This is a genomic window from Bartonella sp. AU15XJBT, assembly GCF_028618615.1.
In the GTDB taxonomy this organism is placed as follows: Bacteria; Pseudomonadota; Alphaproteobacteria; order Rhizobiales; family Rhizobiaceae; genus Bartonella.
This window is the reverse complement of record NZ_JAQITG010000001.1, coordinates 310,233-332,562: the sequence shown is the minus strand read 5'-3', so window position 1 is coordinate 332,562 and position 22,330 is coordinate 310,233. Positions and strand designations below refer to the sequence as shown.

Sequence of the window (22,330 nt, the reverse complement as noted above, 5' to 3'; positions counted from 1 at the left end):
TATTTGCACTGAAATCGAGCTATTTTTTATCAATATAAAAAATGAAATTAAGAAAAGATAAACTATCGCAAACTATGCACTTTACTTTATCATTAAAATTATAATAATGATAAAAAATATTGACTTTATTTAATTGTAAAAAAGAGTAATATTAAAAATGAAAAATATCATTCTTATGATTTTGATTGCAAATATTCTATCGGCTTGTGCATTAGCACCAAAGCTCAAACAACCAAATGATAGGAACCGTGTGCCTATTAATAAAACAATCCCTGCCGAAATCAAGCGAGGAGACAGATGAAAACAAAACAAGCAAAACCAGTGAAAGCTGAACAACTTAGCAGTTATTACGAAGAAAGCCGTGGTCTAGAACGGGATCTCATAAACGAATTTATAAGGTCGCGCAGAACGGCATGGCGTGTAGCGAGTGCTGTTGGTCTTTTTGGCTTATTCGGTATGATATGTGGTGTCATTGGATTTTCTCAACCAGCGCCTACACCTTTAGTGTTACGCGTTGATAATACAACAGGTGCTGTTGATGTTATTTCAGTTATGCGCGAACACGAAGAAAGCTATGGTGAAGTTGTCGATAGATATTGGCTCAACCAATATGTGCTTAACCGCGAAACTTATGACTACGATACCATTCAACTGAACTATGACACAACAGCACTTTTAAGTGCGGCAACTGTTCAACAAGAATATTATAAAATCTATGATGGGGAAAATGCACGGGATAAAGTGCTTTCCAACAAAGCGCGTATCACAGTTAAAGTACGATCGATCCAACCTAATGGAATCGGTCAAGCAACTGTACGTTTTACGACTCAACAACTTGACAGCAGCGGTGCTGCTACTGGACCAAAACAGCACCAGATTGCAACAATTGGTTACACCTATGTCGGTGCACCCATGAAGTCATCTGATCGATTGCTTAACCCCCTTGGTTTTCAAGTAACAAGTTACCGTTCTGACCCAGAAATACTGTTGAATGATTAAGGAATTGAATTGTTATGAAAAAACTTGCATTCATTGTTCTATTGTCTTCGTTTTCTTCTCTTTATACGGTACCTGTGCAGGCACTCAAAAGTCCATCAAATTCACAATATGATCACCGCATTCGTTATATAACATATAACGAAGCCGATGTGGTTCAAATTGAAACAGTTCTTGGTGTGGCAACACATATTATTCTTGAAGAAGGTGAACAGTATATTACCCATGCCTTTGGTGATTCAGAAGCCTATGCCTTTGCTCATAAAGGGCGGCATATTTTTATTAAACCAAAAGCAGAACTTGCCAATACCAATCTCATCATTGTAACTGACAAACGAAGTTACAAATTCCGGCTGCAATTTCGAAATGACCGTGCAGGATCGACCTATGAATTGGCTTTCCATTATCCCGATTCAACCGATGAAAAATCAGAAGAAAACAGCCGACGCCTTGCGATTGAACATGGTTTTCACCAAAGCGTAAAAGGCTATAATCTCAGTTACACCATGAGCGGTCATCAAGATATTGCTCCGATCAATGCTTGGGACAATGGGCGTATTACTTACTTCAAGTTTCCCGCTAACATGGATATGCCATCGATTTATGTCGTAGACGCTGAAGGTAATGAAAGCTTAATACCTCGCACCATTATCGGCAGTTCTAATGATATTGTCGCCGTTCATAAAGTTAATCCTAAATGGCTCATACGACTTGGTAAACGTGCTCTAGCCGTTTTTAATGAAGCCTATGACCCCCATGGTATACCAAATACGACAGGAACAGTATCTTCGGTGGTTTATCGTATCAATAAAGGAGGAAAATAATGTTTGACAATAAGGAAGGAGATGAAAAAGGTAGAAAACTGGACAATATAGAGCAAAAACATATTGAAGATGCCTATGGAAGCTCCGAATTAGGTTCAGAACGCCGTCCGACAATTCCAGGTACCCGTGCATTATTAATCGTAGGACTTATTGTCATAATAGCGGTACCGATTGCTTTGACTTGGAAAGCTTTTAAAATGCATAATACCGTAGAAGTTGAGGAAGAAAAACCACAACAAGCGGTACAGCAAATTATACCAAACTATATCCCTCGGATTATAGAAGAGCCAAAACCTTTAGAAGAACCAGAAAAATCAACACAAACAGAAGATTCAAGCCTAGATATTTCACCGGCCTTGGCTAAACTTCTTCAAACAACCGTTCCCCCACATTTGCTCCAAGATTCTGAAGAATTAGCGCGCAAACGTATGCTCAGTTCTAGTCTTAACAATGGTGGAAGTGAGGGATCTACAGATACGAAAAAAACATCGAATGACAACAGTGGTGCATTAAATCTCCAACCGGTACGTTTAGGTCAATCACATGCGGTGCAACTTCGTAACCGTGACCTCTTAATTACACAAGGAACCCAAATAGATTGTACATTGGAAACAAAAATCATCACATCACAACCAGGAATGACGACATGTCATTTAACACGGGATGTTTATTCTACGAGTGGTCGTGTTGTTTTGCTCGATCGTGGTTCTAAAGTCGTTGGTTTTTACCAAAGTGGTTTACAGCAAGGACAAACACGTGTGTTTGTACAATGGTTACGTATTGAGACGCCTTCTGGTGTTGTTGTCAATCTTGATTCACCTGGTACAGGTCCTCTTGGTGAAGCAGGTATCGGCGGCTGGGTTGATAGACACTTTTGGGAGCGATTTAGTGGCGCAATTATGGTGAGTATCATTGGTGATTTAGGAGAATGGGTGAGAGGTAAAATTAACAAAAGCAGCAAAGAGAATAAAGAGAACGCACAACCTCAAGGAGCTCATAATGCTGAACTTGTAGTAAGCGATGTTCTTCAAAATTCAATCAATATAGCACCAACTCTTTACAAAAACCAAGGCGAACGAGTGAATATTTTTGTTGCTCGTGATCTGGATTTCAGCGATGTCTACAGTCTCGTCACACGTTAACCCGATACAAAAAGATCAAGCAGTTTCTCAGCTTCTGCAACCGCTTGATCGTTTTTTAGAAGATCCGAAGATCACTGAAGTATCGATCTGCCGCCCCTGTGAAGTATGGACAAAAAGCTTCAACGGGTGGCAGGTCCATAGCGTACCAGAGTTAACAACAGCTTTTTTGCAAACGCTTATTACAGCTATTATCGTTTATAACGGTATGGCTCCCAGAAGTATTAATTATGTGCTCTTGCCTGGTGGGCAACGTGGTACAATTATACAAACGCCAGCTGTTGTTGATGGTACTCTTTCCTTTGTAATTCGTAAACATTCTCTCATAGTTAAAACGTTAGAAGAACTCAAAGAAGAAGGGGCATTTGATGATTTTTCCGATGTAAGTTTTAATAAGCCTTCAGCAAAAGAAGCCAACAGCTTGTTATCGAAGCAGGACTTCACACGGTTGGAACCATTTGAAGTTCAGCTCTTACAACGTAAACGTGAGGGAAAAATTCTTGAATTTTTGGAAGAATGCGTCCTTCACAAACGTAACATTATCATTGCAGGCAAGACAGGATCTGGTAAAACAACATTTGCCCGCTCGCTCATTGAAAAAGTCCCTGTAGAAGAGCGTATTATCACGATTGAAGATGTTCATGAGCTTTTTCTACCTAATCATCCTAATCACGTAAATATGATTTATGGTAATAATGTGGGGCGTGTTTCAGCTGAAGAATGTCTAGATGCATGTATGCGTCAATCACCTGATCGAATTTTCCTTGCTGAATTACGAGGTAATGAAGCATGGGAATATCTCAATTCACTCAACACGGGTCATCCTGGATCGATTACAACGACGCATGCCAATAATGCTTTGCAGACATTTGAACGATGTGCCACCTTGATTAAAAGATCAGCAGTTGGCCGCCAACTTGAGTTAGAAATGATAAAGATTGTCCTTTACACAACAGTTGATGTCGTGTTGTTCTTTAAAGATAGAAAACTTTCTGAGGTCTTTTACGACCCGATTTTTGCTAAATCAAAAATCGCTTAAGGGAGGGTACTCTCTCGATAATAGCACACAAACAAAAAGAGCCGTAACAATTGGTTACGGCTTTTTATTGTGCGCCCCCTCTTTTCTTTGCTTCTTCAATACACTTTCTACACTCTTCATGAAAAAAAGAAGAAAAAAGTGAACAGATGACAACTTCACAAGAAAACAAAATCGCATAGGAGATTCCATTATTTTGCCTTTGATCATACTCTCTATTTATCTTTTGAAAATGTATATTTGATGCACAAGAGAAAAAAATGATGACAAAATAAATATTTCAACAAAAAGAAAAAAATAAATTTTGATTCACCTATCAATAAGAGCTTCGTGAAATAGATACCGATCATCACTAATAATTATCGTCATAAAGACAAAAGCTTATTTTAAATAATCAATAAATATTTTTTACCCAAACAATCTTCAGAGACAGAGAACTCATACAAATACACGATCATTTTGATTTAGCATCTATAAATCACATTCTATTCAAGAATAGAACATATAGTCGCCTATCGATTTCTTCCTCGGATGAAAAAAGATTCTTATCCTACACCAAGTTGTAAACAATCAAGTTTCTCTAAAGAAAGCTTTGCCAACCATATCACGTGGAGCTCATATCCCCACCTTCAAAAACAATGTTCATAAACTATATAGGCAAATCCTACTCATGAATATTCCTGCCCTCTTCTCAAGACTTCAAAAAAGCGAAAGTTCCGACAAGCCAGATCGACAATCTCACTTTCTTAAGACGCGTCATATTGATTTATAAAGAGTTTTCATTGTCTTGCATGTTAGATAAAAGGCCTCAATATTGTAGGATTCTTTCATACCAAATCTGTTTATCCAAATCTGTTTATAGTGAATTAACCACAATAACTTGCTTGCATGTTACAAGCGAGGAAAAAACTATATAAGAAAGCACTAAAAATGCCTCTTATGAACCATCTCAAATGCTAAGGACGTTTAAATTGGGAGCGAACAAAGTGTGTGATAGTACCGGCTGGCTCTTTCATAAGCGTAAAGATGGGAGTGCTCTATAGATTTTATATTATTTCCACGGGAGCTTTATCGTTTTACCATTCACAAGTGCCATCACAAAATAGGGGTGACGAACGTTGAAAAATGTTTGCTTAAAACAAGCCCATGAATGTGCAACTGGGTGGCGCTCTGTTTTACGTGAAGGACGTGACCCCATTAAAGAACGTGAAAAACAAAAGCGTGAGGCAATGCGTAATCTCCATTATTTAAAAGATATTGCTCTAGATGCTTTTGAAAGTCGTAAAGCTGAATTAAAGAATGATGGTAAGGCTAGTGATTGGTTTTTACCATTACGCCTTCATATTCTCCCTAAGTTAGGTTGTGTTCCCGTTTCTGAGATTACGCAAATAGAGATACGCAATACTCTTGCCCCTATTTGGCATTCAAAAGCTGGAACAGCTAATAGAGCTCTTACCCGTCTTAATCTTTGTCTCAAACATGCGGCTGCTTTGGGTTTGGATATTGATTTACAAGCAACAGAAAAAGCACGCGCTCTCTTAGGAAAACAACGCCATAAAACACAAAATTTAGCAGCCATGGATTGGAGAAATGTGCCTACTTTTTATAAAACACTTTACGAAGAATCAACCCTTACACAACTGGCTTTGCGTTTGCTTATTCTGACAGCTGTTCGCTCTAACCCTTTACGTCATCATAAAGACCAAATGGATAATGATATATGGACCATCCCTGCTGAAAATATGAAAAAAAACGTGATGCTACAACAGAATTTCGCGTGCCCTTATCATCAGAGGCACTAAAAGTAATTGAACAAGCCCGTTTTTTTTCTAAAAGTAATTTCATCTTTTCTTATTCTAGTCGGACTCCTATTTTACCGATGGTTATGGCAAAATATATGAGAAAAATTGGACTTGAAGCCTGTCCCCATAGATTTCGCTCTAGTTTACGTGATTGGCTCGCTGAAACAACTGATGCTCCTTATGAGGTCGCTGAAACCATTCTAAGTCATACAGTAGGAGAACAAGTAGAACGTGCTTATCGTCGTACTGACTATCTAGAACAGCGCCGTATCTATATGGAAAAATGGGCGGCTTATATTACGAGTCAATCTTAAGATATGGGGTGCAATACCCCATGGTCTATGGATAACTTTAGCTCTTTTTTCTCTCATTCCATCTCAATAAAATTCATCACGTGTCACATAAGTTTTTTTATTGTAAAATATTGTTTTCTATAAATAAAATACCTTCAAAAACTGAACCAAAATGTGCTTAATAAATAGGCATGATTTGTTTCTATGTTTTTACTATGAAAGGATTTTAGAATGACAGAAAACGATATTCTTTTAACAAACCGTGAAAGTGCAAAATTGATTCATATGAGTGTCTCAACTTTCCGGCGTCATGTTACCAATGGCTCTCTCCCAAAATCTTTAAAATTTGGTTTTTTATCGCGTTGGTTACAATCGGATCTCTTAAATGTAATCGAACAAGCAAAACAGCAACGTCAAAGTGATGCGGCATAAAAAAAACTTGTCACGTAAGGACGGACAAGGCTTTCTCAAATTCATCACCCTAAGGATAGCACAATCCGTCCTATGACGTAATAATCATAGGATTACTAAGTGTATTCCCTACGTTATACTGCTTCACATACAGTATTGAGGCGATTGGTTGAGGAAACAATCCCGCACAAGCATGGGAACACATGAATGTGGGGATTGTAGTTTCCACAAATAACAATACTTAAGGTTGGCATTCATCCGCATTTTTGTACCTTTTACAAAAAGGGCTGTTTAAGCGCTTTTCAACACTTCGCTTCGGAATAACAGCACCAGGACGACAAATAGGAAGATTTTCTTCTCTGTAAGTGTAACACCACCCTCCCATATGTTCATTTTTATAGCGGAATCCCCCTTGAATCATACAAGCATAAGTTGTTGCTCTTGCATTGTTGCTTCTCTCTCGATTTTCTGTATCAAGATCGATAAGGCTTGGCATGCCACATTCTAAAAGAGCTTTTCCTACCTCAGTAGAATCTGCACCAGGTTTTTCCCACATACTCACGTATGCTGGAGAAGGTTTGTCAATATTTGATATGTCACACCCAGTGACACCTAACAGGACTATTCCACTTAATAATTTAAACAGTGTATTCATTTTTTCTCCATAAATAACCTAAACCTAAATTATCTAAAATCGCATGAGGTGCATAAATTATTGCATCATGAGGTGTTCCATAATCATGTTTACATGCATCACTTGCATCACCATAACACTTATGGGTGGTACTAGGATTATGGCCGCGTAGCGCTCCCACTTGCTCTATCATTGGAATTGCTTGTGGAAATAATACATAGGGAAACTTCAAGGGTACCTTATAAGCAGTGTGACCAATCACCGTACCAATGGGATCTAATATATGGTTTTGTAAATAAATATGATCTTTTTTACCACCGTTTACATAATAGTGTACATTTGCTATCGATAGAGCGTAATCCGCTGGTCCAAAAAGATAGATATCTGTTTTTTCTCCTATACTATGGATGCCACGATTTTTAAGGTCACGCAATCCATTGCTCCCTGTCAAACTACCGCGGCTATGCGCACTCACAATCGCTTTGTCATTGCCATAACGAGAGAGAAAATCTTGAAATTTCTTCGTCGAATTACTCAAACCCAAAGTATCCCCCTCCCAAAACTTTTGATAAAATGCTATCCCTAACTCTACTTCCCAGTCTTCAGCTTGGGGGAAGTATGTAAAATAAAGGTGACCATTTTTATTAACAGCCATTTGCACAGCATTACCCGCTGCATCATCGGGTGAATTAAAAATGCCATTGTAGAACATATGAACAGCGCCATCAAAGCCTTTTTGTAAATATTCCTTATTGTGATTGTTTGTTGAGAAAACAATCCCGCATAAGCATGAGAACACATGAATGTGGGGATTGTAGTTTCCACAAATAACAATACTTAAGGTTGGCATTCATCCGCATTTTTGTACCTTTTACAAAAAGGGCTGTTTAAGCGCTTCTTGACACTTCTCTGTGGAACAACAGCGCCTGGTCGACAAATCGGAAGGTTTTCGGCTTTAAAAGTATAACACCACCCCCCCCCTCTTTGATCTTTATAGCGGAATCCTGATTGAACCATACAGGCATGAATTGTTGCCCATGCATTGTTGCTTAGCTTTTTATTTTCTGGGTCGACATCATCAGGGGTTGGCATACCACATTCTAATAATGCTTTTCCTACCTCAGTAAAACCTGCTCCAGGCTTTTCCCACATCCCTAGATATGGTGTGGGAGTTTTATTAAACTGACATCCTGCAATACCTAACAAAGTTACAGCACCTAATAGCTTTAGAGTTTGTTTCATTTTTTCCTCCATTATTTAATTCAAGGTTTTTGTTCACGATGAGATGTGCCATAGCGCACTTTACACTTATCACTCGCATGTCCAAGACAAGTATGGGGACTTATGGGATTTGTGACCACTCTCCACCATTCTTTCCACATGTTACTACCAGCAGGCATTATCTCGTAGGTATAGCCATTGCCTCCAATAATTCTGCTGACAAAGTCAAATCTATGACCATCAAAGCCAATCGTGGTTTGCTTGCCACCACTTACATACCTTAACAGACCGGCTGCTGCCAAAACATTAGCCGCTGGTCCATGAAAACTGATCGTTGTCTTGCCAGCTACATCATTTATACCTTCTTGTTTGAAAGAATTCATCATATTAAAACCCGTCAAACTGCCACGACTATGGGCATCAAAATGCAATCCTGTGTTACCATAGCGAGACATTAGATCTTTTGCTTCTTGTATTGAATTGGTCAAACCCCAAAAATTATTTTCCAGAAACTTCTGGTAACCCGCGCCAAATCACTGAATGTCAGCAGTATTTTTGATATTATAATAAACGTATCATACAATTACGAACTGTCGTCACTTATTTGTATTTCATTGAAATAATTTACATGCGTTATAATATTTGTATTATTCTCTGTCCTTTGCGCTCTATTTATATAAGATAATCTTTTTTATAAAAAATGATCAATTGAATCATACATTAAGGTGAGAATTTTGATACGAATTTAATGAAAATAAAAACACATGGCATATTATTTTTACATAGAATGCTGTTTTAAGTGTTTATTTTACTCAGAAGACTAATGTCTTTTTAAAGCAATTATAATTATGTTGACTATCTTATGGAAGCCAATAAACTTTTAGAGATTAAACCTCAAAAAGCACAAAAAAACACAGTTTTCCGTGTTTCACTTTACTGTTCATGAATCGATCACTTTGCAAAGATAGGACGCAACCATGAGCTTTTTATCAGCCATTGCGAGGATTTCTTTTACAAAAATTAATTCATTTTTAGAATGATTACAGTTACTCCCCCTCATAAGAAGCCAGCGCGCTTTTAGAGATTAAATCTCCAAAGCTTCTAGCCTTGACCTTCACTTTCATGAATGAATAATTCTTTAAAGGCGGCGTTCAACCATAAGTTTTTTAATTTCAGCAATCGCTTTCGCTGGATTTAATCCCTTTGGACAAGTTTGCGCACAATTCATAATCGTATGGCAACGATAAAGGCGGAAAGGATCTTCTAAATTATCAAGGCGTTCACCACACATCTCATCACGTGAATCGGCAATCCAGCGATAAGCTTGGAGCAAAACAGCGGGGCCCAAATAGCGATCACCGTTCCACCAATAACTTGGACATGATGTCTGACAACACGCACACAAAATACATTCATAAAGACCATCAATTTTTTGGCGGTCGGAGTGACTTTGTAACCACTCTTTCGCAGGTTCAGGCGAAACAGTTTGCAACCAAGGCTCAATGACTCGGTGTTGGGCATAAAAGCGATTTAAATCAGGAACCAAATCTTTAACAACCGGCATGGAAGGCAGAGGATAGACCTTAATGGGGTGTTTTACATCATCCATACCTTTGGTACAAGCCAATGTATTGGCCCCATCAATATTCATCGCACAGGAACCGCAGATGCCTTCACGGCATGATCGGCGAAATGTCAAAGTTGGGTCAATATGGTTTTTAATAAACAAAAGCCCATCAAGAATCATAGGACCACAAGCAGAACGATCCACATAATAGGTATCCAGATGAGGGTTTTCTTCATCATCAGGCGACCAACGATAAACATGAAATTCTGTCAGTTTTGTTGCACCTTCAGGTTTAGGCCAAACCTTTCCGGGTTTTACTTGAGAATTTTTGGGAAGCTTAATTTGTACCATAATTCATTCTCCCCTTAGTAAACACGTTTTTTAGGTGCAATGCGCTTTAAGTCGATACCCCCATCTGCTTCAGATGTTAAGGGATCGACATGGACAGGTCGATACGACAAGGTTACCTTACCATCTTTTGACAAATGTGAAAGGGTATGTTTTCGCCAATTTTTATCATCACGGTCTGGATAATCTTCACGGGCATGAGCGCCGCGGCTTTCTAAACGTGCTTCCGCAGAATGAACCGTCATGATTGCATTCGCCATGAGATTTTCAAGTTCTAATGTTTCAACCAAATCAGAATTCCATATCAGGGAACGATCTGTGACTTTAAGATCAGACAACTCTCCCCAGATTTTACTCATCCGTTGACACCCTTGTTGCAAAGAATCTTCTGTACGGAAGACAGCAGCATCTTCTTGCATTGTGCGTTGCATTTTTTCACGCAATAGGGCTGTTGGCGTTGCGCCTTGAGCAAAGCGTAAACGATCAAAACGCGCCATAATTTCGTCAACAGCTTCTTCATTCAAAGGTGGAATTTCTGCATTCCGATCAATCACTTCACCTGCACGAATGGCAGCAGCACGCCCAAACACCACAAGATCAATCAATGAATTTGATCCTAAGCGGTTAGCACCATGAACAGAAGCACATCCCGCTTCACCTACAGCCATCAGTCCTGGTTGAATACGATCAGGTGAATCAGCGGTTGGATTGAGAACTTCCCCATAGTAGTTGGTAGGAATCCCGCCCATATTATAATGAACCGTTGGTAAGATAGGAATCGGTTCTTTTGTAACATCCACCCCTGCAAAGATCCGTGCTGATTCGGAAATCCCCGGTAAACGCTCGTGCAAGATTGCAGGATCAATATGATTGAGAACCAAATGAATATGATCCTTCTTAGGTCCAATGCCACGCCCTTCACGAATTTCAAGTGTGATACAACGCGAAACCAAATCGCGTGAAGCCAAATCTTTAAAGGAAGGTGCGTAGCGCTCCATAAAGCGTTCACCTTCAGAATTGATCAAATACCCCCCCTCACCCCGAGCTCCCTCTGTAATGAGACAACCAGAACCATAAATCCCTGTAGGATGAAATTGCACAAATTCCATATCCTGAAGTGGCAATCCAGCCCGTGCAATCATTCCTCCACCATCACCCGTACAGGTATGCGCCGATGTCGCAGAAAAATAAGCACGTCCATAACCACCGGTCGCAAGAACAACCATTTTGGCAGAAAAACGGTGTATTGTACCATCATCAAGATTCCACGCCACAACCCCCGTACAAACACCATCTGTCATGATGAGATCAAGTGCAAAATATTCAATAAAAAATTGCGCATTATGCTTTAAGCTTTGTCCATAAAGCGTATGCAAAATGGCATGTCCTGTACGATCTGCTGCAGCACAAGTCCGTTGAACAGGGGGACCTTCACCAAATTGTGTCGTATGTCCACCAAAAGGACGTTGATAAATTTTTCCTTCTTGCGTTCGTGAAAAAGGAACGCCATAATGTTCTAATTCATACACAGCAGCTGGGGCATTACGCACCAAATATTCCATAGCATCGGTATCGCCCAACCAATCAGAACCCTTCACGGTATCATATAAATGCCACTGCCAATTGTCAGGTCCCATATTTGAAAGCGATGCCGCAATCCCCCCTTGTGCTGCAACCGTATGTGAGCGCGTTGGGAAAACCTTTGTGATACAAGCTGTCTTTAATCCTTGTTCTGCCATACCCAATGTTGCACGTAACCCTGCACCACCTGCGCCAACAACAACAACATCAAATTTATGATCTACAGTATGATAAGGGGCGTTACCTGCTTTAGCGCCCAAAGATGATCTTGTACCCGCCATATTTGTTTAACCCCCTAATGCAATCTTCAAAAGAGAAAAAATAATGACACCGCCTATGAAAAAACAAAATAAAATATTTAATATCAAAAAGAATAACCGGAAACCTTCGCGTGGAATATAATCTTCAATCACCACCTGCATAACAAGTTTCATATGATAAATGACTGAAAGAGTCATCAATCCCATCAAAATAGCAACAATAGGGTGTGCAAGTCTTGCACGCACAACAGCATAGTCCTTGCCCACAAGAGAAAGAATAAGAACAATCAAAAATATCAAAAGAGGTAGATTGATAAACCCTGTCAAACGCTCTAGCCAAAAATGCTCTGTTCCTTCATGAGCACTCCCACGCCCCCGTACTTTTCCAAGTTCCGTTCGAAAATCTTTTTTCATATCTCTTTTCTCCCCCAGCTAAACAACGGTATATCCAATAATCCAAATCGCAAAAGTAACAATAAGAGAAATAAACACTGTTGCCCAAGCAGTGGCTGTTGCCTTTTCTTTTGCCAAAAGGCAAGGCTTCAGATCCCAAACAATGTGGCGAACACCCCCAACCATGTGATGAACCCCTGCCAGAGTATAAAGAAACAAAATACACAATCCAAACCAAGAACTATAAATTTCGTGAACTGTTCTAAATGCCTCCTCGCCACACGCAATAGCAATTAACCAAACAGCAAAAAAAACCGTTCCAACATAAAGGGCCATACCCGTAATGCGGTGTGCAATGGACATGGCCATAGTAATTGTCCAACGATAAATACTGATATGAGGGGAACGAGGGCGCTCTTTTATCCTAGTTGTCTCTGTCATAAAATATCCTGACCTGGTTTTTGCAACCACAATGAACGAGAAAATTCGCACAAAACGATTAAATATATATCTCGTTTTTACTTGTTTGGCATCTCAAGATACCGATATTACAGGTCGGTTGTCTCAAATAACGGATTAAAGGTCACGCATAAAAAAACCGATTACTCCACGGATATGATCCGCAAAACTCGCCTTAATCTAATACACTTTTATCTTCACGTCAAAGGTCTAACATCTTTTCTCAAACTATAAACAGACATTTTTTCAAATGATACTTATTCCGTTTGAGTATCTACGACATGTGCAATGATATCCTACATTTCATCCATTATTAAGAATAAAAAAGAGCAAAAATTTGGATAGGTTAAACATTTTTATGTCCCTCCCAAGCCTTGTAAATGGTAAAACGAATCACAAAAGAAACAAGTAAAGCCGCTTTTGCATAAAGTTTAACCGATATAATTTTTACTCAGCAACTTGCGTTTCAATATCTGCGCTTATAGGTGTTGTTTCTACTTTCTCAACACCCTTTTCACCCTTTTTGCGATAATCTCTCTTTTCAGCAATACGGGCAGCTTTGCCTCTCAAACCACGAAGATAATAAAGTTTTGCCCGACGCACTTTACCACGGCGCACCAGCTCAACAGCTTCAATCAAAGGAGAATAAACAGGAAATACACGTTCCACCCCTTCACCATAAGAAATCTTGCGTACAGTAAAGGTCTCATTCAACCCACCGCCTGAACGGGCAATACAAACCCCTTCATAAGCCTGAACACGCGTCCGCGTACCTTCCGTCACACGCACCATGACACGGACTGTATCTCCTGGTTTAAAGGCTGGAAATTGGCGCTTTTCTTCAATTTTTGCACATTGTTCAGCTTCAAGCTGTGCGATAATATTCATTTTTTTATCCTTCATGTTCTTTATCGAACAGTCAGAGCGCTCAACTCTTACCTAAAAAAGCCTTGTACTACAAATAAGATACTCTTTAGGCTATGCCTTACACAGGAGCGAATACACCATTCCTTCATTTTAATTTTGGAACTACAGAAAACCTTTTATTAAAAACTCTCTAAAAAAGAGAGCCATGCCATACACTACCTTATCCTATGAATCAAGTTTTCTGACGATTTTTATCATAACGGGCATAAAGATCAGGACGACGTTGACGTGTTAACAATTCGGCTTGGCTTTGACGCCAATCTGCAATCGCTTTGTGATGGCCTGAGGTCAATACGGGCGGAATCGCACGTCCTTCGAAAAGAGAAGGGCGGGTGTATTGGGGATGTTCCAGCAAACCATTTTCAAAACTTTCACACTTTGCAGAAACTTCATTTCCCATCACACCGGGGAGAAGACGTATAATAGCATCTAAGATAACCAGTGCGGCGGCTTCACCTCCTGAAAGAATATAATCACCAATGGAAATTTCTTCTAATTCCCGTGCTTCTATGACTCGCTCATCAACCCCTTCAAAACGTCCACAAACCAATGTTATACCCGAATCACCAGCCAAACGACGCGCATAAGCTTGATCAAAAGGGCGCCCACGTGGACTCATCAATAATCTTGGCGAATCCTGTGGACAACGATCAAGTGCAGCTGCCAAGACATCTGCCCGCATCACCATACCAGCGCCCCCACCAGCGGGTGTATCATCAACGCTATGGTGTTTATCTAAAGCAAAATCTCTAATCTGCACTGTCTCCAGTGACCAAATTCCGCGTTCTAAAGCTTGCCCTGCTAAAGAATATCCTAGAAAACCAGGAAACATTTCAGGATAAAGAGTTAAAACGCGCGCCTGAAACTTCATTTTTATTTTTCATCCTCATTTTATTCAACAAACTCTTTTAAAGTAAAAATGGTATAAACTAAATCAAAATAACGCCATAGCGTTAATTGGAATCCCCTTTATCTGCGTCCTATTCAATAGGACCCTTCTCATATTTGCACTTTAAAAAGACTCTAAAAACTCAGGAATATTTCGAGATAAAGTGCTACAACATCTGCTCAAACTCAAAAGTGTATTCTTAATATTTTCATACTTTCCACTTTTTATTGACAAAATTCCTCAGTTCTTTTTTATCTTCACCTTTATTTTTTAGATTCAAGCCATTTCCTTATTGATCATTTTCTTCGCCATCGCTAAGGCCGGCGGCCATGGAATCAACAATAAGAAAACCAGAATCCATACAAATTTCTGGTACCGCTACCTTACTAAAGGGAATAAGCACTCTTTTGCCTGTATTCAAACGTATTTCAAGCAAATCACCAGCCCCAAAATTACAAAAACCACACACTTCACCTAAGATTTTCCCCCCATATTCTTGAACACGCAAGCCTATTAAATCAACTTGATAAAACTCATCCTCTCTCAAATCATCAATCAATTGATCACGCATCACATAAAGACGAATCCCTTTTAAAGACTCAGCAGCATTACGATTTTCTACCCCTTTAAAACGGATAATCGCGTTATTTTTTTTAATGCGAAGCGTTACAATTTCATAAGAACGCCCCATATCATCATAAAGAGTCCCATAAGACTTGAAACGCTGTGGCTCAGCGCTTAAAATTTTAACAAAAACATCTCCTCTTATACCATGAGGCATACCAATAATGGCAAGATAGACTTTATTTTTAAGCTTTTCTTTATTATACTTCATGAAAAAACATTATCTCTCAAAAATGGACCCTCAATCTTAATCATTTCTATATCATTTTTATTCAATCTTGTTGCCATATGAGACAATCTTCTCAAAAGACCTTTCTTGGTAACAAAAACAAATTAATAAAGGAGAAAGTCTTATGGCAAATATTATGCTATTTTACAAAGATATCACGCCAATCAACAAAGTTTCCCATAAAAATCTAAAATTTGCGCCGCCAAGTGACATGTCTTTTGCTAAAGATACGCACTGGGTTCCTTTAGCAAGTACTGAATATTTTCAAGCCGCCCTAGACTATCCTATTTTATTTATGTGCGCCGAAGATGAACAAAAAAAACGGCACTATACATCGGCTGCTCTTGTTGGTCTTTCTAACGACGAAAATGACTATATTGCCTCTGATAAAAGTTGGAAAAACAATACTTATGTTCCGGCTTTTGTTCGTCGCTATCCTTTTGTTTTGGCACAAATTAGCAATGAAAAAGAACTTTCTGTTTGCTTTGATCAACAGTCAGGGATGTTTAATGAAGTCGCAGGAACAGAACTTTTTAATTCCGATGGCTCTATTTCTCCTTTTATGGAAGAACGTATTCGTTTTCTTGAAAGTTTTAAAATCGCTATGGAGAAAACCTCTGAATTTATTGATGCTCTTGTGGAACTAGATCTTCTCAGTCAAAAATCAATCAATGTGAAAAACGATCAGGGGCTCTCAGCGCAATTGGAAAATTTTTGGGTTGTTGACGAAGAAAAATTGAATAAATTATCGGCAAGCCAACTTGCCAAACTTCATAAAAATGGCTTTTTAGGGTTAATTTTTGCCCATTTGATGTCAACGCATAATCTTTTAAAAATACTCTCTCTTAAAGGTGAAAAGCAACTTATCAATCGTGAAGAGCAACCCGAAAAAAAGAATGGTCAAGCTGATGATGAAAAACCTAAAAAGAAAGAAACCCTCAACTAGATAATGCCTATAAAAAATGACAAGAGAAAAGATGAAAATAGTCCTCTCATTCCAGCAGACCATGCAGTTTTAACCGCAAGGAAAAATTGGTTAGAGTGTCTTGTAAAAACACGTCGTATGTCCGCACAAACAGCGCAAGCCTATGAACGTGATACGCGACAATTTTTATCTTTTCTCTGTAAACACTTAGGCCATGCCCCAACCCTTAACGATCTTGCTCATTTACGTGTTAGTGATTTACGTGCTTATCTTGCTTATCGACGTACAAACAATGTCAGTGCTCGCTCTTTAAGCCGCGGAGTAGCAGGCATTCGTTCTTTTTTCAAATACCTATCCCGCGAAAGAATTGTCAATGTTCCCGCTGCTCAACTGATCAAAAGCCCCAAACATCCAAAATCACTCCCAAAGCCTTTAGCGATACAATCAGCCCTCCACATCGTTAAACAAGAAAATCAGCTGGAAAACGAACCTTGGATTATTGCTCGTAATGCTGCTGTCCTCATGCTTCTCTATGGCTGTGGAATGCGAATATCAGAAGCCTTAAGCCTCACACCAGAACAATTTTCTGATCCTAAAAAAACAAGTTTATTCATAACAGGAAAGGGGGGAAAAACACGCCTTGTTCCTCTCATCAAAATTGTTTACGAAGCTGTACAAAATTATCTCAAATGTTGCCCATATCCTTTAAGAGATAACCAACCCCTATTTCGCGGTGCGCGAGGGGGGGCCCTACAGCCCGCTATTATTCAGAAAACTGTGCGCAATTTACGTGCAAGTCTCGGGTTACCAGAAACAGCCACCCCCCATACACTACGCCATTCTTTTGCCACCCATCTTTTATCACGGGGGGGGGATTTGCGAACAATTCAAGAACTTCTTGGGCACGCTAGTCTTTCCACCACACAAACCTATACCCATGTCGATACAGACCATTTGTTAGAAATTTATCAAAAGGCCCATCCTCGTTCTTAAAAACACCTCATCAAAAAAATTAAAGTGTTGCAACCTCAAGTGCTAAAACGCGGATACAAATCGCGAACTCTTCTTGTAAAAAGAGAATAAAATCGCTCAATGGATTTCTATGCGCATCATATCTGAAAAACGACAACGCTTTGATTTATAATGATGATAGAGCGTTTTTCAATTTAAGTGCGAATCTTGAATATCGTAGGATTCTCTCATTTCAAATCTATTTCATGTCAAATCAACCAAAGTCAAAGCAATCAAAACCTCTTGCTTGCATACATCATAAGCAGGTGGACCATATGGGAAAACTATACAAGAAAGGTATGCCTCTTATGAATCATCTTAAGGGCTAAAAGCCGCGCAACACCCACGAACTGGAAAAGCGTATGATCGTGTAGCTTGCTCTTTTATGAAGCGTAAAGATGGGAATGCTCAATAGATTGTATACACTTCATGGGGGCTTACCCTTATACCATTCACGAACGCCGTCGCGAAATGAGTGTGATGAGCGTTGAGAGATGTTTCTTTAAACAAAAAATTGCTCTAAAAAATTTTTTAAGAGAAAAATTAAAACTTCTCAACCTCAAGTGCCAAGGCATGGACACAAGTCGCGAGCTCCTCTTGTAAAACTTGATAAATCGCTCGATGAATTTCTACGCGGGTCATATTGGAAAAAGAAGAAGATAAAATCTTCACGCGAAAATGTGTTTCTCCTTTACCATCAAAAGCATGTTCATTATGAGGATGCCCCTCATGAAGATGACTCTCGTTAATCACTTCAAGTTTTTGGGGATGAAAAGCATCTTGAAGCTTTCTCTTGATTATTGTTTCTACAGACATTTTTCATTCCTTAACAAAATGCAAGTGCAAGAATACACCCTTTTCATAATCAAATAAGTGTGAAAACAAATTTTTCAAAAGTCAATTCTTGTAAAATTAATCAATTTTGCATAAAACCAAGAATATGACGATAACATCTAAATTATTCGATTCAATTCGCATAAGCTCAAATAAAAAACAAAAAGCTGAGCCAGAAGCGCAACAGTGTCAGTGGGAAGGCTGTGAAAAGACAGGGACCCATAAAGCACCAGCAGGTCGAAATCACGAAGGGCAATATCTACATTTTTGTATTGAGCACGTGCGTGCCTATAATAAAAATTTTAATTACTTCTCAGGTCTTAGCAATCAAGATATTGCAAAATTCCAAAAGGATGCTCTCACAGGGCATCGCCCAACATGGCCGACAGATCTTAGCAATGGTACATCGAAAAAAACAGCGGCCAATTATGCAAAAATTCGCTCTGGGACAGCAGCCTATCAAAATCGTATGCGCGATCCCTTCACGCTTTTTACTGAGCGGCGTTCAAGCAATAATTTCTCACGAAAATTAAAGCCCTTAGAAGCAAAAGCTTTTGATACACTGGGGCTACAAGCAAACGCTTCAGCAGAAGATATCAAAATGAAATATAAAGAGTTGGTAAAAAAGCACCATCCTGATTCCAATGGTGGTAATCGTGCTTCAGAAGAGCGCTTTCGCGATGTTTTGCATGCTTATAATTTGCTCAAAAAGTCTGGTTTGTGCTAAAAAATACACACTTATATGACCCCATTCTCATTGAGACCATCACTCTTTACATAAAACATTCTTATCTTCACAAAACATTATAGAATACGTGAAAACGATCTTCCTTCATCTCTAAGGCTCTCGTTATAGAGCATTGCATAAATGCTCTAACTCTTGTATCGTTTTCTCATGAAATAAATAGCGTCCTTTCCCTGCCAGAAACATCATGACAAATCTTAACCTTGAAAATACACCCGATATTACAGTTTGTGCTCGTGATCTATTTCATATTAAAACAGATATGAAAATCCCTGCTTTTAGTACAAAAAGCCCCCATGTTCCGGATATCGATCCCGATTATCTTTTTGACCCGCAAACAACTTTAGCGATTCTCGCAGGTTTTACTTTTAACCGTCGTGTCATGGTTTCGGGCTATCATGGAACAGGGAAATCAACGCATATTGAACAAGTTGCTGCCCGTCTCAACTGGCCTTGTCTTCGCATTAATCTCGACAGCCATGTAAGTCGTATCGATCTTGTAGGAAAAGACGCTATTGTTTTAAAAGATGGCTTACAAATTACTGAATTTAAAGAGGGCATTTTGCCATGGGCTTATCAAAATAATATTGCTCTTGTTTTCGACGAATATGATGCGGGGCGTCCTGATGTTATGTTTGTCATCCAACGGGTTCTTGAAACCTCTGGAAAACTAAGCTTACTTGATCAAAGCCGTGTTATCTCTCCTCATCCAGCCTTTCGTCTTTTTGCAACAGCCAATACCATTGGTCTTGGCGATACAACAGGGCTTTATCATGGTACCCAACAAATCAATCAAGCTCAAATGGACCGCTGGTCTATTATTACGATACTCAATTATTTACCCCATGATAAAGAGGTTGATATTGTGTGTTCAAAGGTCAAATCTTTTAAAACGGCTGAGGGGAAAAAGACAATTTCACAAATGGTTCACGTTGCTGATATGGTCCGTCAAGCTTTTATCAATGGAGATCTTTCAACAGTCATGAGCCCACGGACTGTCATTACTTGGGCAGAAAATACCACAATTTTTCAAGATATTGGCTTTGCCTTCCGGTTAACCTTTCTCAATAAATGTGATGAACTCGAACGTGCTACGGTCGCAGAATTTTATCAACGCGCCTTTGGACAAGAGCTTCCCGAATCACTCATGCAGGGTGTCTCATCTTAAAGGAATATGTCGATTATGGCGATCAACCCTGACGACAACAGAAAAAATTTAACAAACAATCCTCCCCTCAATACGCTTAATCATGAAGCTTTTAAGAAAGCTCTTTCCACCTGTATGCGTGCTATTGCTGGTACGTCCCACTTAGAAGTTTCTTTTAGTCCCAACAGACCATCTTTGAGCGAAAATTGTGCACGCTTACCAGAATTACCACAACACGCAACAGATAAAGATATCACGATTACCCGCGGATTAGGTGATTCCATGGCTCTGCGCAAAGCATGGCATGATAACGGCATTCACATGCAATTTGCTCCGCTAGAATCAGAAGCACGGGCGATCTTTGATGCCCTTGAACAAACACGCGTTGAAGCAATCGGTACTTTAGCCATGGAGGGGCTTGCAAAAAATCTTGATGTCATGCTCGCCGATAAATACAAAAGAGCCCATTATGAAAAGATTAGCAACCAAAGTGAAGCCCCTATCCAAGAAGCGATGGCACTTTTATTGCGTGAAAAAATAACAAAGCGCGCGGCTCCAAGAGAAGCAGGCCCAGTTTTAGAATTGTGGCGCCAAGAACTTGAACAAAAAGCCGCAGCAGAGCTCAATGAACTCACACATCATATTTACAACCAACAGGCTTTTGCTCAAATCGTTTGCCAAATGCTTGCGACACTCAAAATGACAGTGCAACAAGATGCAATTTCTGAAAGTGAAAACAATAAAAAATTAAAAAACGAATGTGAACCTCAAGATCAAGTAGAAGAAGAAAGTAAAAACAAAAAACACGCTCAAAGTGAAGAACAAACCAGCACTGAACAAGAAAGTGATGTGCAAGACGAAGGAAAAATACAAGCGACACAAACAAACGACAATGATCAAGCTGACGGCGAGCAAAAAAATGGCCCTTGGCAAGAAAAGCAGAGCAAACCCAAACGTCTTTTTTCTGATTCAGAACAAATGGAAAGACTTGGTAATTATAAAATCTTCACCCGTCAATTTGATGAAATTTTGGAAGCAACCGATTTTTGTTCTGAAAATGAGTTAGATCACTTACGCCGTTGTCTTGATAAGCAAATTAGTCATCTTCAAAACATTGTTGGACGTTTAGCCAACCGTCTCCAGCGCCGCCTTATGGCACAACAAAATCGTAACTGGAAATTTGACCTTGAAGAAGGATATCTTGATACAGCACGGCTTCCACGCCTGATTATTGATCCCATGCAACCCCTTTCTTTTAAAAGGGAAAGCAACACCCAATTTCGAGATACGGTCGTTTCACTCCTCATTGATAATTCTGGTTCAATGCGCGGACGTCCCATTAGCGTTGCCGCAAGTTGTGCCGATATTTTGGCACAAACGCTTGAACGTTGTGGTGTCAATGTTGAAATTTTAGGTTTTACCACCAAAACTTGGAAAGGGGGAAGGTCACGCGAAAAATGGCTTAAGAAACATAAGCCTCATCATCCTGGACGTCTTAATGATTTGTGTCATATCATCTATAAAAGTGCTGACACCCCATGGCGTCGAGCACGGCGCAATCTAGGTTTAATGATGCAAGAAGGACTATTAAAAGAAAATATCGACGGAGAAGCTTTAATTTGGGCGCATCAACGCCTTTTATCACGGCGTGAACAACGTCGCATTCTCATGGTTATTTCTGATGGAGCCCCTGTTGACGATTCAACATTATCGGTCAACGCCAGCAATTATCTGGAAAAACATTTACGCGCAGTAATTCAAGAAATCCAAACACATTCCCCTGTTGAGCTCATTGCCATTGGAATTGGTCATGACGTCACACGTTATTATCAACGTGCTGTAACAATTATGAATGCCGAAGAGCTTGCAAACGCCATAACAAAACAATTAGAAGCACTTTTTAGTGATAAAACACCTCAACTTTATAAGAAATAAACCGGCCTTAAATCAGCAATACATTGATTTATAAATGATAAATCTCGCGTTATTCAACTGGAATGAGACCCCTGAATACCATACGATTCTTTTATTTCAA

The 22,330-nt window shown here is 39.4% G+C and carries 23 protein-coding genes and 1 pseudogene; 12 read left to right on the top strand and 12 right to left on the bottom strand.

Features of this window, described 5'->3' with window-relative positions:
• Positions 1-157: 157 nt before the first annotated feature.
• The 7 genes and pseudogenes from PVV57_RS01225 (at position 158) to PVV57_RS01195 (ending at position 6,522) form a co-directional block, all read left to right on the top strand.
• On the top strand, positions 158-301 hold the full coding sequence (locus PVV57_RS01225) for a TrwH protein (RefSeq protein ID WP_120121385.1): 144 nt from the start codon (positions 158-160) through the stop codon (positions 299-301).
• Positions 298-999 carry a virB8 family protein gene (locus PVV57_RS01220; RefSeq protein WP_273719315.1) on the top strand — a complete coding sequence of 234 codons (702 nt, stop codon included), beginning with the start codon at positions 298-300 and terminating at the stop codon, positions 997-999. Before PVV57_RS01225 ends, PVV57_RS01220 begins: the two co-directional genes overlap by 4 nt.
• A 14-nt stretch (positions 1,000-1,013) precedes the next feature.
• Entirely contained in the window at positions 1,014-1,820 is an 807-nt protein-coding gene (gene virB9 / locus PVV57_RS01215) for a P-type conjugative transfer protein VirB9 (protein WP_273719314.1), read from the top strand.
• Positions 1,820-2,962 carry a type IV secretion system protein VirB10 gene (virB10, locus tag PVV57_RS01210; protein ID WP_273719313.1) on the top strand — a complete coding sequence of 381 codons (1,143 nt, stop codon included), beginning with the start codon at positions 1,820-1,822 and terminating at the stop codon, positions 2,960-2,962. The genes virB9 and virB10 overlap by 1 nt, the downstream gene beginning before the upstream one ends.
• The gene (gene virB11, locus PVV57_RS01205; RefSeq protein WP_273719312.1) at positions 2,937-3,998 is read left to right on the top strand and encodes a P-type DNA transfer ATPase VirB11; all 1,062 of its coding nucleotides are present in this window, start codon (positions 2,937-2,939) and stop codon (positions 3,996-3,998) included. The genes virB10 and virB11 overlap by 26 nt, the downstream gene beginning before the upstream one ends.
• Positions 3,999-4,948: 950 nt before the next feature.
• Positions 4,949-6,111, top strand: a pseudogene (locus PVV57_RS01200) (tyrosine-type recombinase/integrase).
• A gap of 210 nt (positions 6,112-6,321) precedes the next feature.
• The gene (locus PVV57_RS01195) at positions 6,322-6,522 is read left to right on the top strand and encodes an AlpA family transcriptional regulator (RefSeq protein ID WP_273719311.1); all 201 of its coding nucleotides are present in this window, start codon (positions 6,322-6,324) and stop codon (positions 6,520-6,522) included.
• A gap of 220 nt (positions 6,523-6,742) precedes the next feature.
• On the opposite strand, the gene PVV57_RS01190 is transcribed toward PVV57_RS01195, so the two are convergent.
• From PVV57_RS01190 to rimM, 11 genes are all read right to left on the bottom strand, one after another.
• The gene (locus PVV57_RS01190; RefSeq protein WP_273783283.1) at positions 6,743-7,156 is read right to left on the bottom strand and encodes a hypothetical protein; all 414 of its coding nucleotides are present in this window, start codon (positions 7,154-7,156) and stop codon (positions 6,743-6,745) included.
• The gene (locus PVV57_RS01185) at positions 7,140-7,985 is read right to left on the bottom strand and encodes a hypothetical protein (protein ID WP_273783281.1); all 846 of its coding nucleotides are present in this window, start codon (positions 7,983-7,985) and stop codon (positions 7,140-7,142) included. The genes PVV57_RS01190 and PVV57_RS01185 overlap by 17 nt, the downstream gene beginning before the upstream one ends.
• Positions 7,973-8,377: a hypothetical protein gene (locus tag PVV57_RS01180; protein ID WP_273719306.1), complete on the bottom strand. Its 405-nt coding sequence runs from the start codon at positions 8,375-8,377 to the stop codon at positions 7,973-7,975. The genes PVV57_RS01185 and PVV57_RS01180 overlap by 13 nt, the downstream gene beginning before the upstream one ends.
• A gap of 20 nt (positions 8,378-8,397) precedes the next feature.
• Positions 8,398-8,811: a hypothetical protein gene (locus PVV57_RS01175; RefSeq protein ID WP_273719305.1), complete on the bottom strand. Its 414-nt coding sequence runs from the start codon at positions 8,809-8,811 to the stop codon at positions 8,398-8,400.
• Positions 8,812-9,494: 683 nt separating this feature from the next.
• Entirely contained in the window at positions 9,495-10,274 is a 780-nt protein-coding gene (locus PVV57_RS01170) for a succinate dehydrogenase iron-sulfur subunit (RefSeq protein WP_273719304.1), read from the bottom strand.
• Positions 10,275-10,288: 14 nt separating this feature from the next.
• A complete protein-coding gene (gene sdhA / locus PVV57_RS01165; protein ID WP_273783280.1) occupies positions 10,289-12,133 on the bottom strand; it encodes a succinate dehydrogenase flavoprotein subunit in 1,845 nt (614 codons plus the stop codon).
• A 6-nt stretch (positions 12,134-12,139) separates the two neighbouring features.
• A complete protein-coding gene (gene sdhD / locus PVV57_RS01160; protein WP_273783279.1) occupies positions 12,140-12,526 on the bottom strand; it encodes a succinate dehydrogenase, hydrophobic membrane anchor protein in 387 nt (128 codons plus the stop codon).
• Between the two features lie 18 nt (positions 12,527-12,544).
• Positions 12,545-12,946, bottom strand: coding sequence for a succinate dehydrogenase, cytochrome b556 subunit (sdhC, locus tag PVV57_RS01155; RefSeq protein ID WP_273783277.1), 402 nt, complete (start codon positions 12,944-12,946; stop codon positions 12,545-12,547).
• A 465-nt stretch (positions 12,947-13,411) separates the two neighbouring features.
• Positions 13,412-13,852 carry a 50S ribosomal protein L19 gene (gene rplS / locus PVV57_RS01150; RefSeq protein WP_273719301.1) on the bottom strand — a complete coding sequence of 147 codons (441 nt, stop codon included), beginning with the start codon at positions 13,850-13,852 and terminating at the stop codon, positions 13,412-13,414.
• A gap of 211 nt (positions 13,853-14,063) precedes the next feature.
• Entirely contained in the window at positions 14,064-14,762 is a 699-nt protein-coding gene (trmD, locus tag PVV57_RS01145; protein ID WP_273783276.1) for a tRNA (guanosine(37)-N1)-methyltransferase TrmD, read from the bottom strand.
• Positions 14,763-15,069: 307 nt separating this feature from the next.
• Positions 15,070-15,615 carry a ribosome maturation factor RimM gene (rimM, locus tag PVV57_RS01140; RefSeq protein WP_273783275.1) on the bottom strand — a complete coding sequence of 182 codons (546 nt, stop codon included), beginning with the start codon at positions 15,613-15,615 and terminating at the stop codon, positions 15,070-15,072.
• Between the two features lie 142 nt (positions 15,616-15,757).
• Between rimM and PVV57_RS01135 the strand changes: the two genes are divergently transcribed.
• Together PVV57_RS01135 and PVV57_RS01130 are read left to right on the top strand one after the other, a co-directional pair.
• Positions 15,758-16,579, top strand: coding sequence for a SapC family protein (locus PVV57_RS01135; protein WP_273719298.1), 822 nt, complete (start codon positions 15,758-15,760; stop codon positions 16,577-16,579).
• A gap of 3 nt (positions 16,580-16,582) precedes the next feature.
• Complete coding sequence (locus tag PVV57_RS01130) at positions 16,583-17,551, top strand: tyrosine recombinase XerC (RefSeq protein WP_273783274.1); 969 nt, start codon at positions 16,583-16,585, stop codon at positions 17,549-17,551.
• Between the two features lie 561 nt (positions 17,552-18,112).
• Here PVV57_RS01130 and PVV57_RS01125 read toward each other — a convergent pair.
• On the bottom strand, positions 18,113-18,385 hold the full coding sequence (locus tag PVV57_RS01125) for a BolA family transcriptional regulator (protein ID WP_273717343.1): 273 nt from the start codon (positions 18,383-18,385) through the stop codon (positions 18,113-18,115).
• Positions 18,386-18,509: 124 nt separating this feature from the next.
• Between PVV57_RS01125 and PVV57_RS01120 the strand changes: the two genes are divergently transcribed.
• The 3 genes from PVV57_RS01120 (at position 18,510) to cobT (ending at position 22,230) form a co-directional block, all read left to right on the top strand.
• Complete coding sequence (locus tag PVV57_RS01120; protein WP_012232550.1) at positions 18,510-19,130, top strand: J domain-containing protein; 621 nt, start codon at positions 18,510-18,512, stop codon at positions 19,128-19,130.
• 205 nt (positions 19,131-19,335) lie between these two features.
• Positions 19,336-20,316 carry a cobaltochelatase subunit CobS gene (gene cobS, locus PVV57_RS01115; RefSeq protein ID WP_273717345.1) on the top strand — a complete coding sequence of 327 codons (981 nt, stop codon included), beginning with the start codon at positions 19,336-19,338 and terminating at the stop codon, positions 20,314-20,316.
• Between the two features lie 15 nt (positions 20,317-20,331).
• On the top strand, positions 20,332-22,230 hold the full coding sequence (cobT, locus tag PVV57_RS01110) for a cobaltochelatase subunit CobT (protein ID WP_273783272.1): 1,899 nt from the start codon (positions 20,332-20,334) through the stop codon (positions 22,228-22,230).
• Positions 22,231-22,330 lie beyond the last annotated feature (100 nt).

Coding starts and splice junctions, on each gene's coding strand:
- PVV57_RS01225 (WP_120121385.1), top strand. CDS start 158: ATGAAAAATATCATTCTTATGATTTTGATTGCAAATATTCTATCGGCT.
- PVV57_RS01220 (WP_273719315.1), top strand. CDS start 298: ATGAAAACAAAACAAGCAAAACCAGTGAAAGCTGAACAACTTAGCAGT.
- virB9 (WP_273719314.1), top strand. CDS start 1,014: ATGAAAAAACTTGCATTCATTGTTCTATTGTCTTCGTTTTCTTCTCTT.
- virB10 (WP_273719313.1), top strand. CDS start 1,820: ATGTTTGACAATAAGGAAGGAGATGAAAAAGGTAGAAAACTGGACAAT.
- virB11 (WP_273719312.1), top strand. CDS start 2,937: ATGTCTACAGTCTCGTCACACGTTAACCCGATACAAAAAGATCAAGCA.
- PVV57_RS01195 (WP_273719311.1), top strand. CDS start 6,322: ATGACAGAAAACGATATTCTTTTAACAAACCGTGAAAGTGCAAAATTG.
- PVV57_RS01190 (WP_273783283.1), bottom strand. CDS start 7,156: ATGAATACACTGTTTAAATTATTAAGTGGAATAGTCCTGTTAGGTGTC.
- PVV57_RS01185 (WP_273783281.1), bottom strand. CDS start 7,985: ATGCCAACCTTAAGTATTGTTATTTGTGGAAACTACAATCCCCACATT.
- PVV57_RS01180 (WP_273719306.1), bottom strand. CDS start 8,377: ATGAAACAAACTCTAAAGCTATTAGGTGCTGTAACTTTGTTAGGTATT.
- PVV57_RS01175 (WP_273719305.1), bottom strand. CDS start 8,811: ATGTCTCGCTATGGTAACACAGGATTGCATTTTGATGCCCATAGTCGT.
- PVV57_RS01170 (WP_273719304.1), bottom strand. CDS start 10,274: ATGGTACAAATTAAGCTTCCCAAAAATTCTCAAGTAAAACCCGGAAAG.
- sdhA (WP_273783280.1), bottom strand. CDS start 12,133: ATGGCGGGTACAAGATCATCTTTGGGCGCTAAAGCAGGTAACGCCCCT.
- sdhD (WP_273783279.1), bottom strand. CDS start 12,526: ATGAAAAAAGATTTTCGAACGGAACTTGGAAAAGTACGGGGGCGTGGG.
- sdhC (WP_273783277.1), bottom strand. CDS start 12,946: ATGACAGAGACAACTAGGATAAAAGAGCGCCCTCGTTCCCCTCATATC.
- rplS (WP_273719301.1), bottom strand. CDS start 13,852: ATGAATATTATCGCACAGCTTGAAGCTGAACAATGTGCAAAAATTGAA.
- trmD (WP_273783276.1), bottom strand. CDS start 14,762: ATGAAGTTTCAGGCGCGCGTTTTAACTCTTTATCCTGAAATGTTTCCT.
- rimM (WP_273783275.1), bottom strand. CDS start 15,615: ATGAAGTATAATAAAGAAAAGCTTAAAAATAAAGTCTATCTTGCCATT.
- PVV57_RS01135 (WP_273719298.1), top strand. CDS start 15,758: ATGGCAAATATTATGCTATTTTACAAAGATATCACGCCAATCAACAAA.
- PVV57_RS01130 (WP_273783274.1), top strand. CDS start 16,583: ATGCCTATAAAAAATGACAAGAGAAAAGATGAAAATAGTCCTCTCATT.
- PVV57_RS01125 (WP_273717343.1), bottom strand. CDS start 18,385: ATGTCTGTAGAAACAATAATCAAGAGAAAGCTTCAAGATGCTTTTCAT.
- PVV57_RS01120 (WP_012232550.1), top strand. CDS start 18,510: ATGACGATAACATCTAAATTATTCGATTCAATTCGCATAAGCTCAAAT.
- cobS (WP_273717345.1), top strand. CDS start 19,336: ATGACAAATCTTAACCTTGAAAATACACCCGATATTACAGTTTGTGCT.
- cobT (WP_273783272.1), top strand. CDS start 20,332: ATGGCGATCAACCCTGACGACAACAGAAAAAATTTAACAAACAATCCT.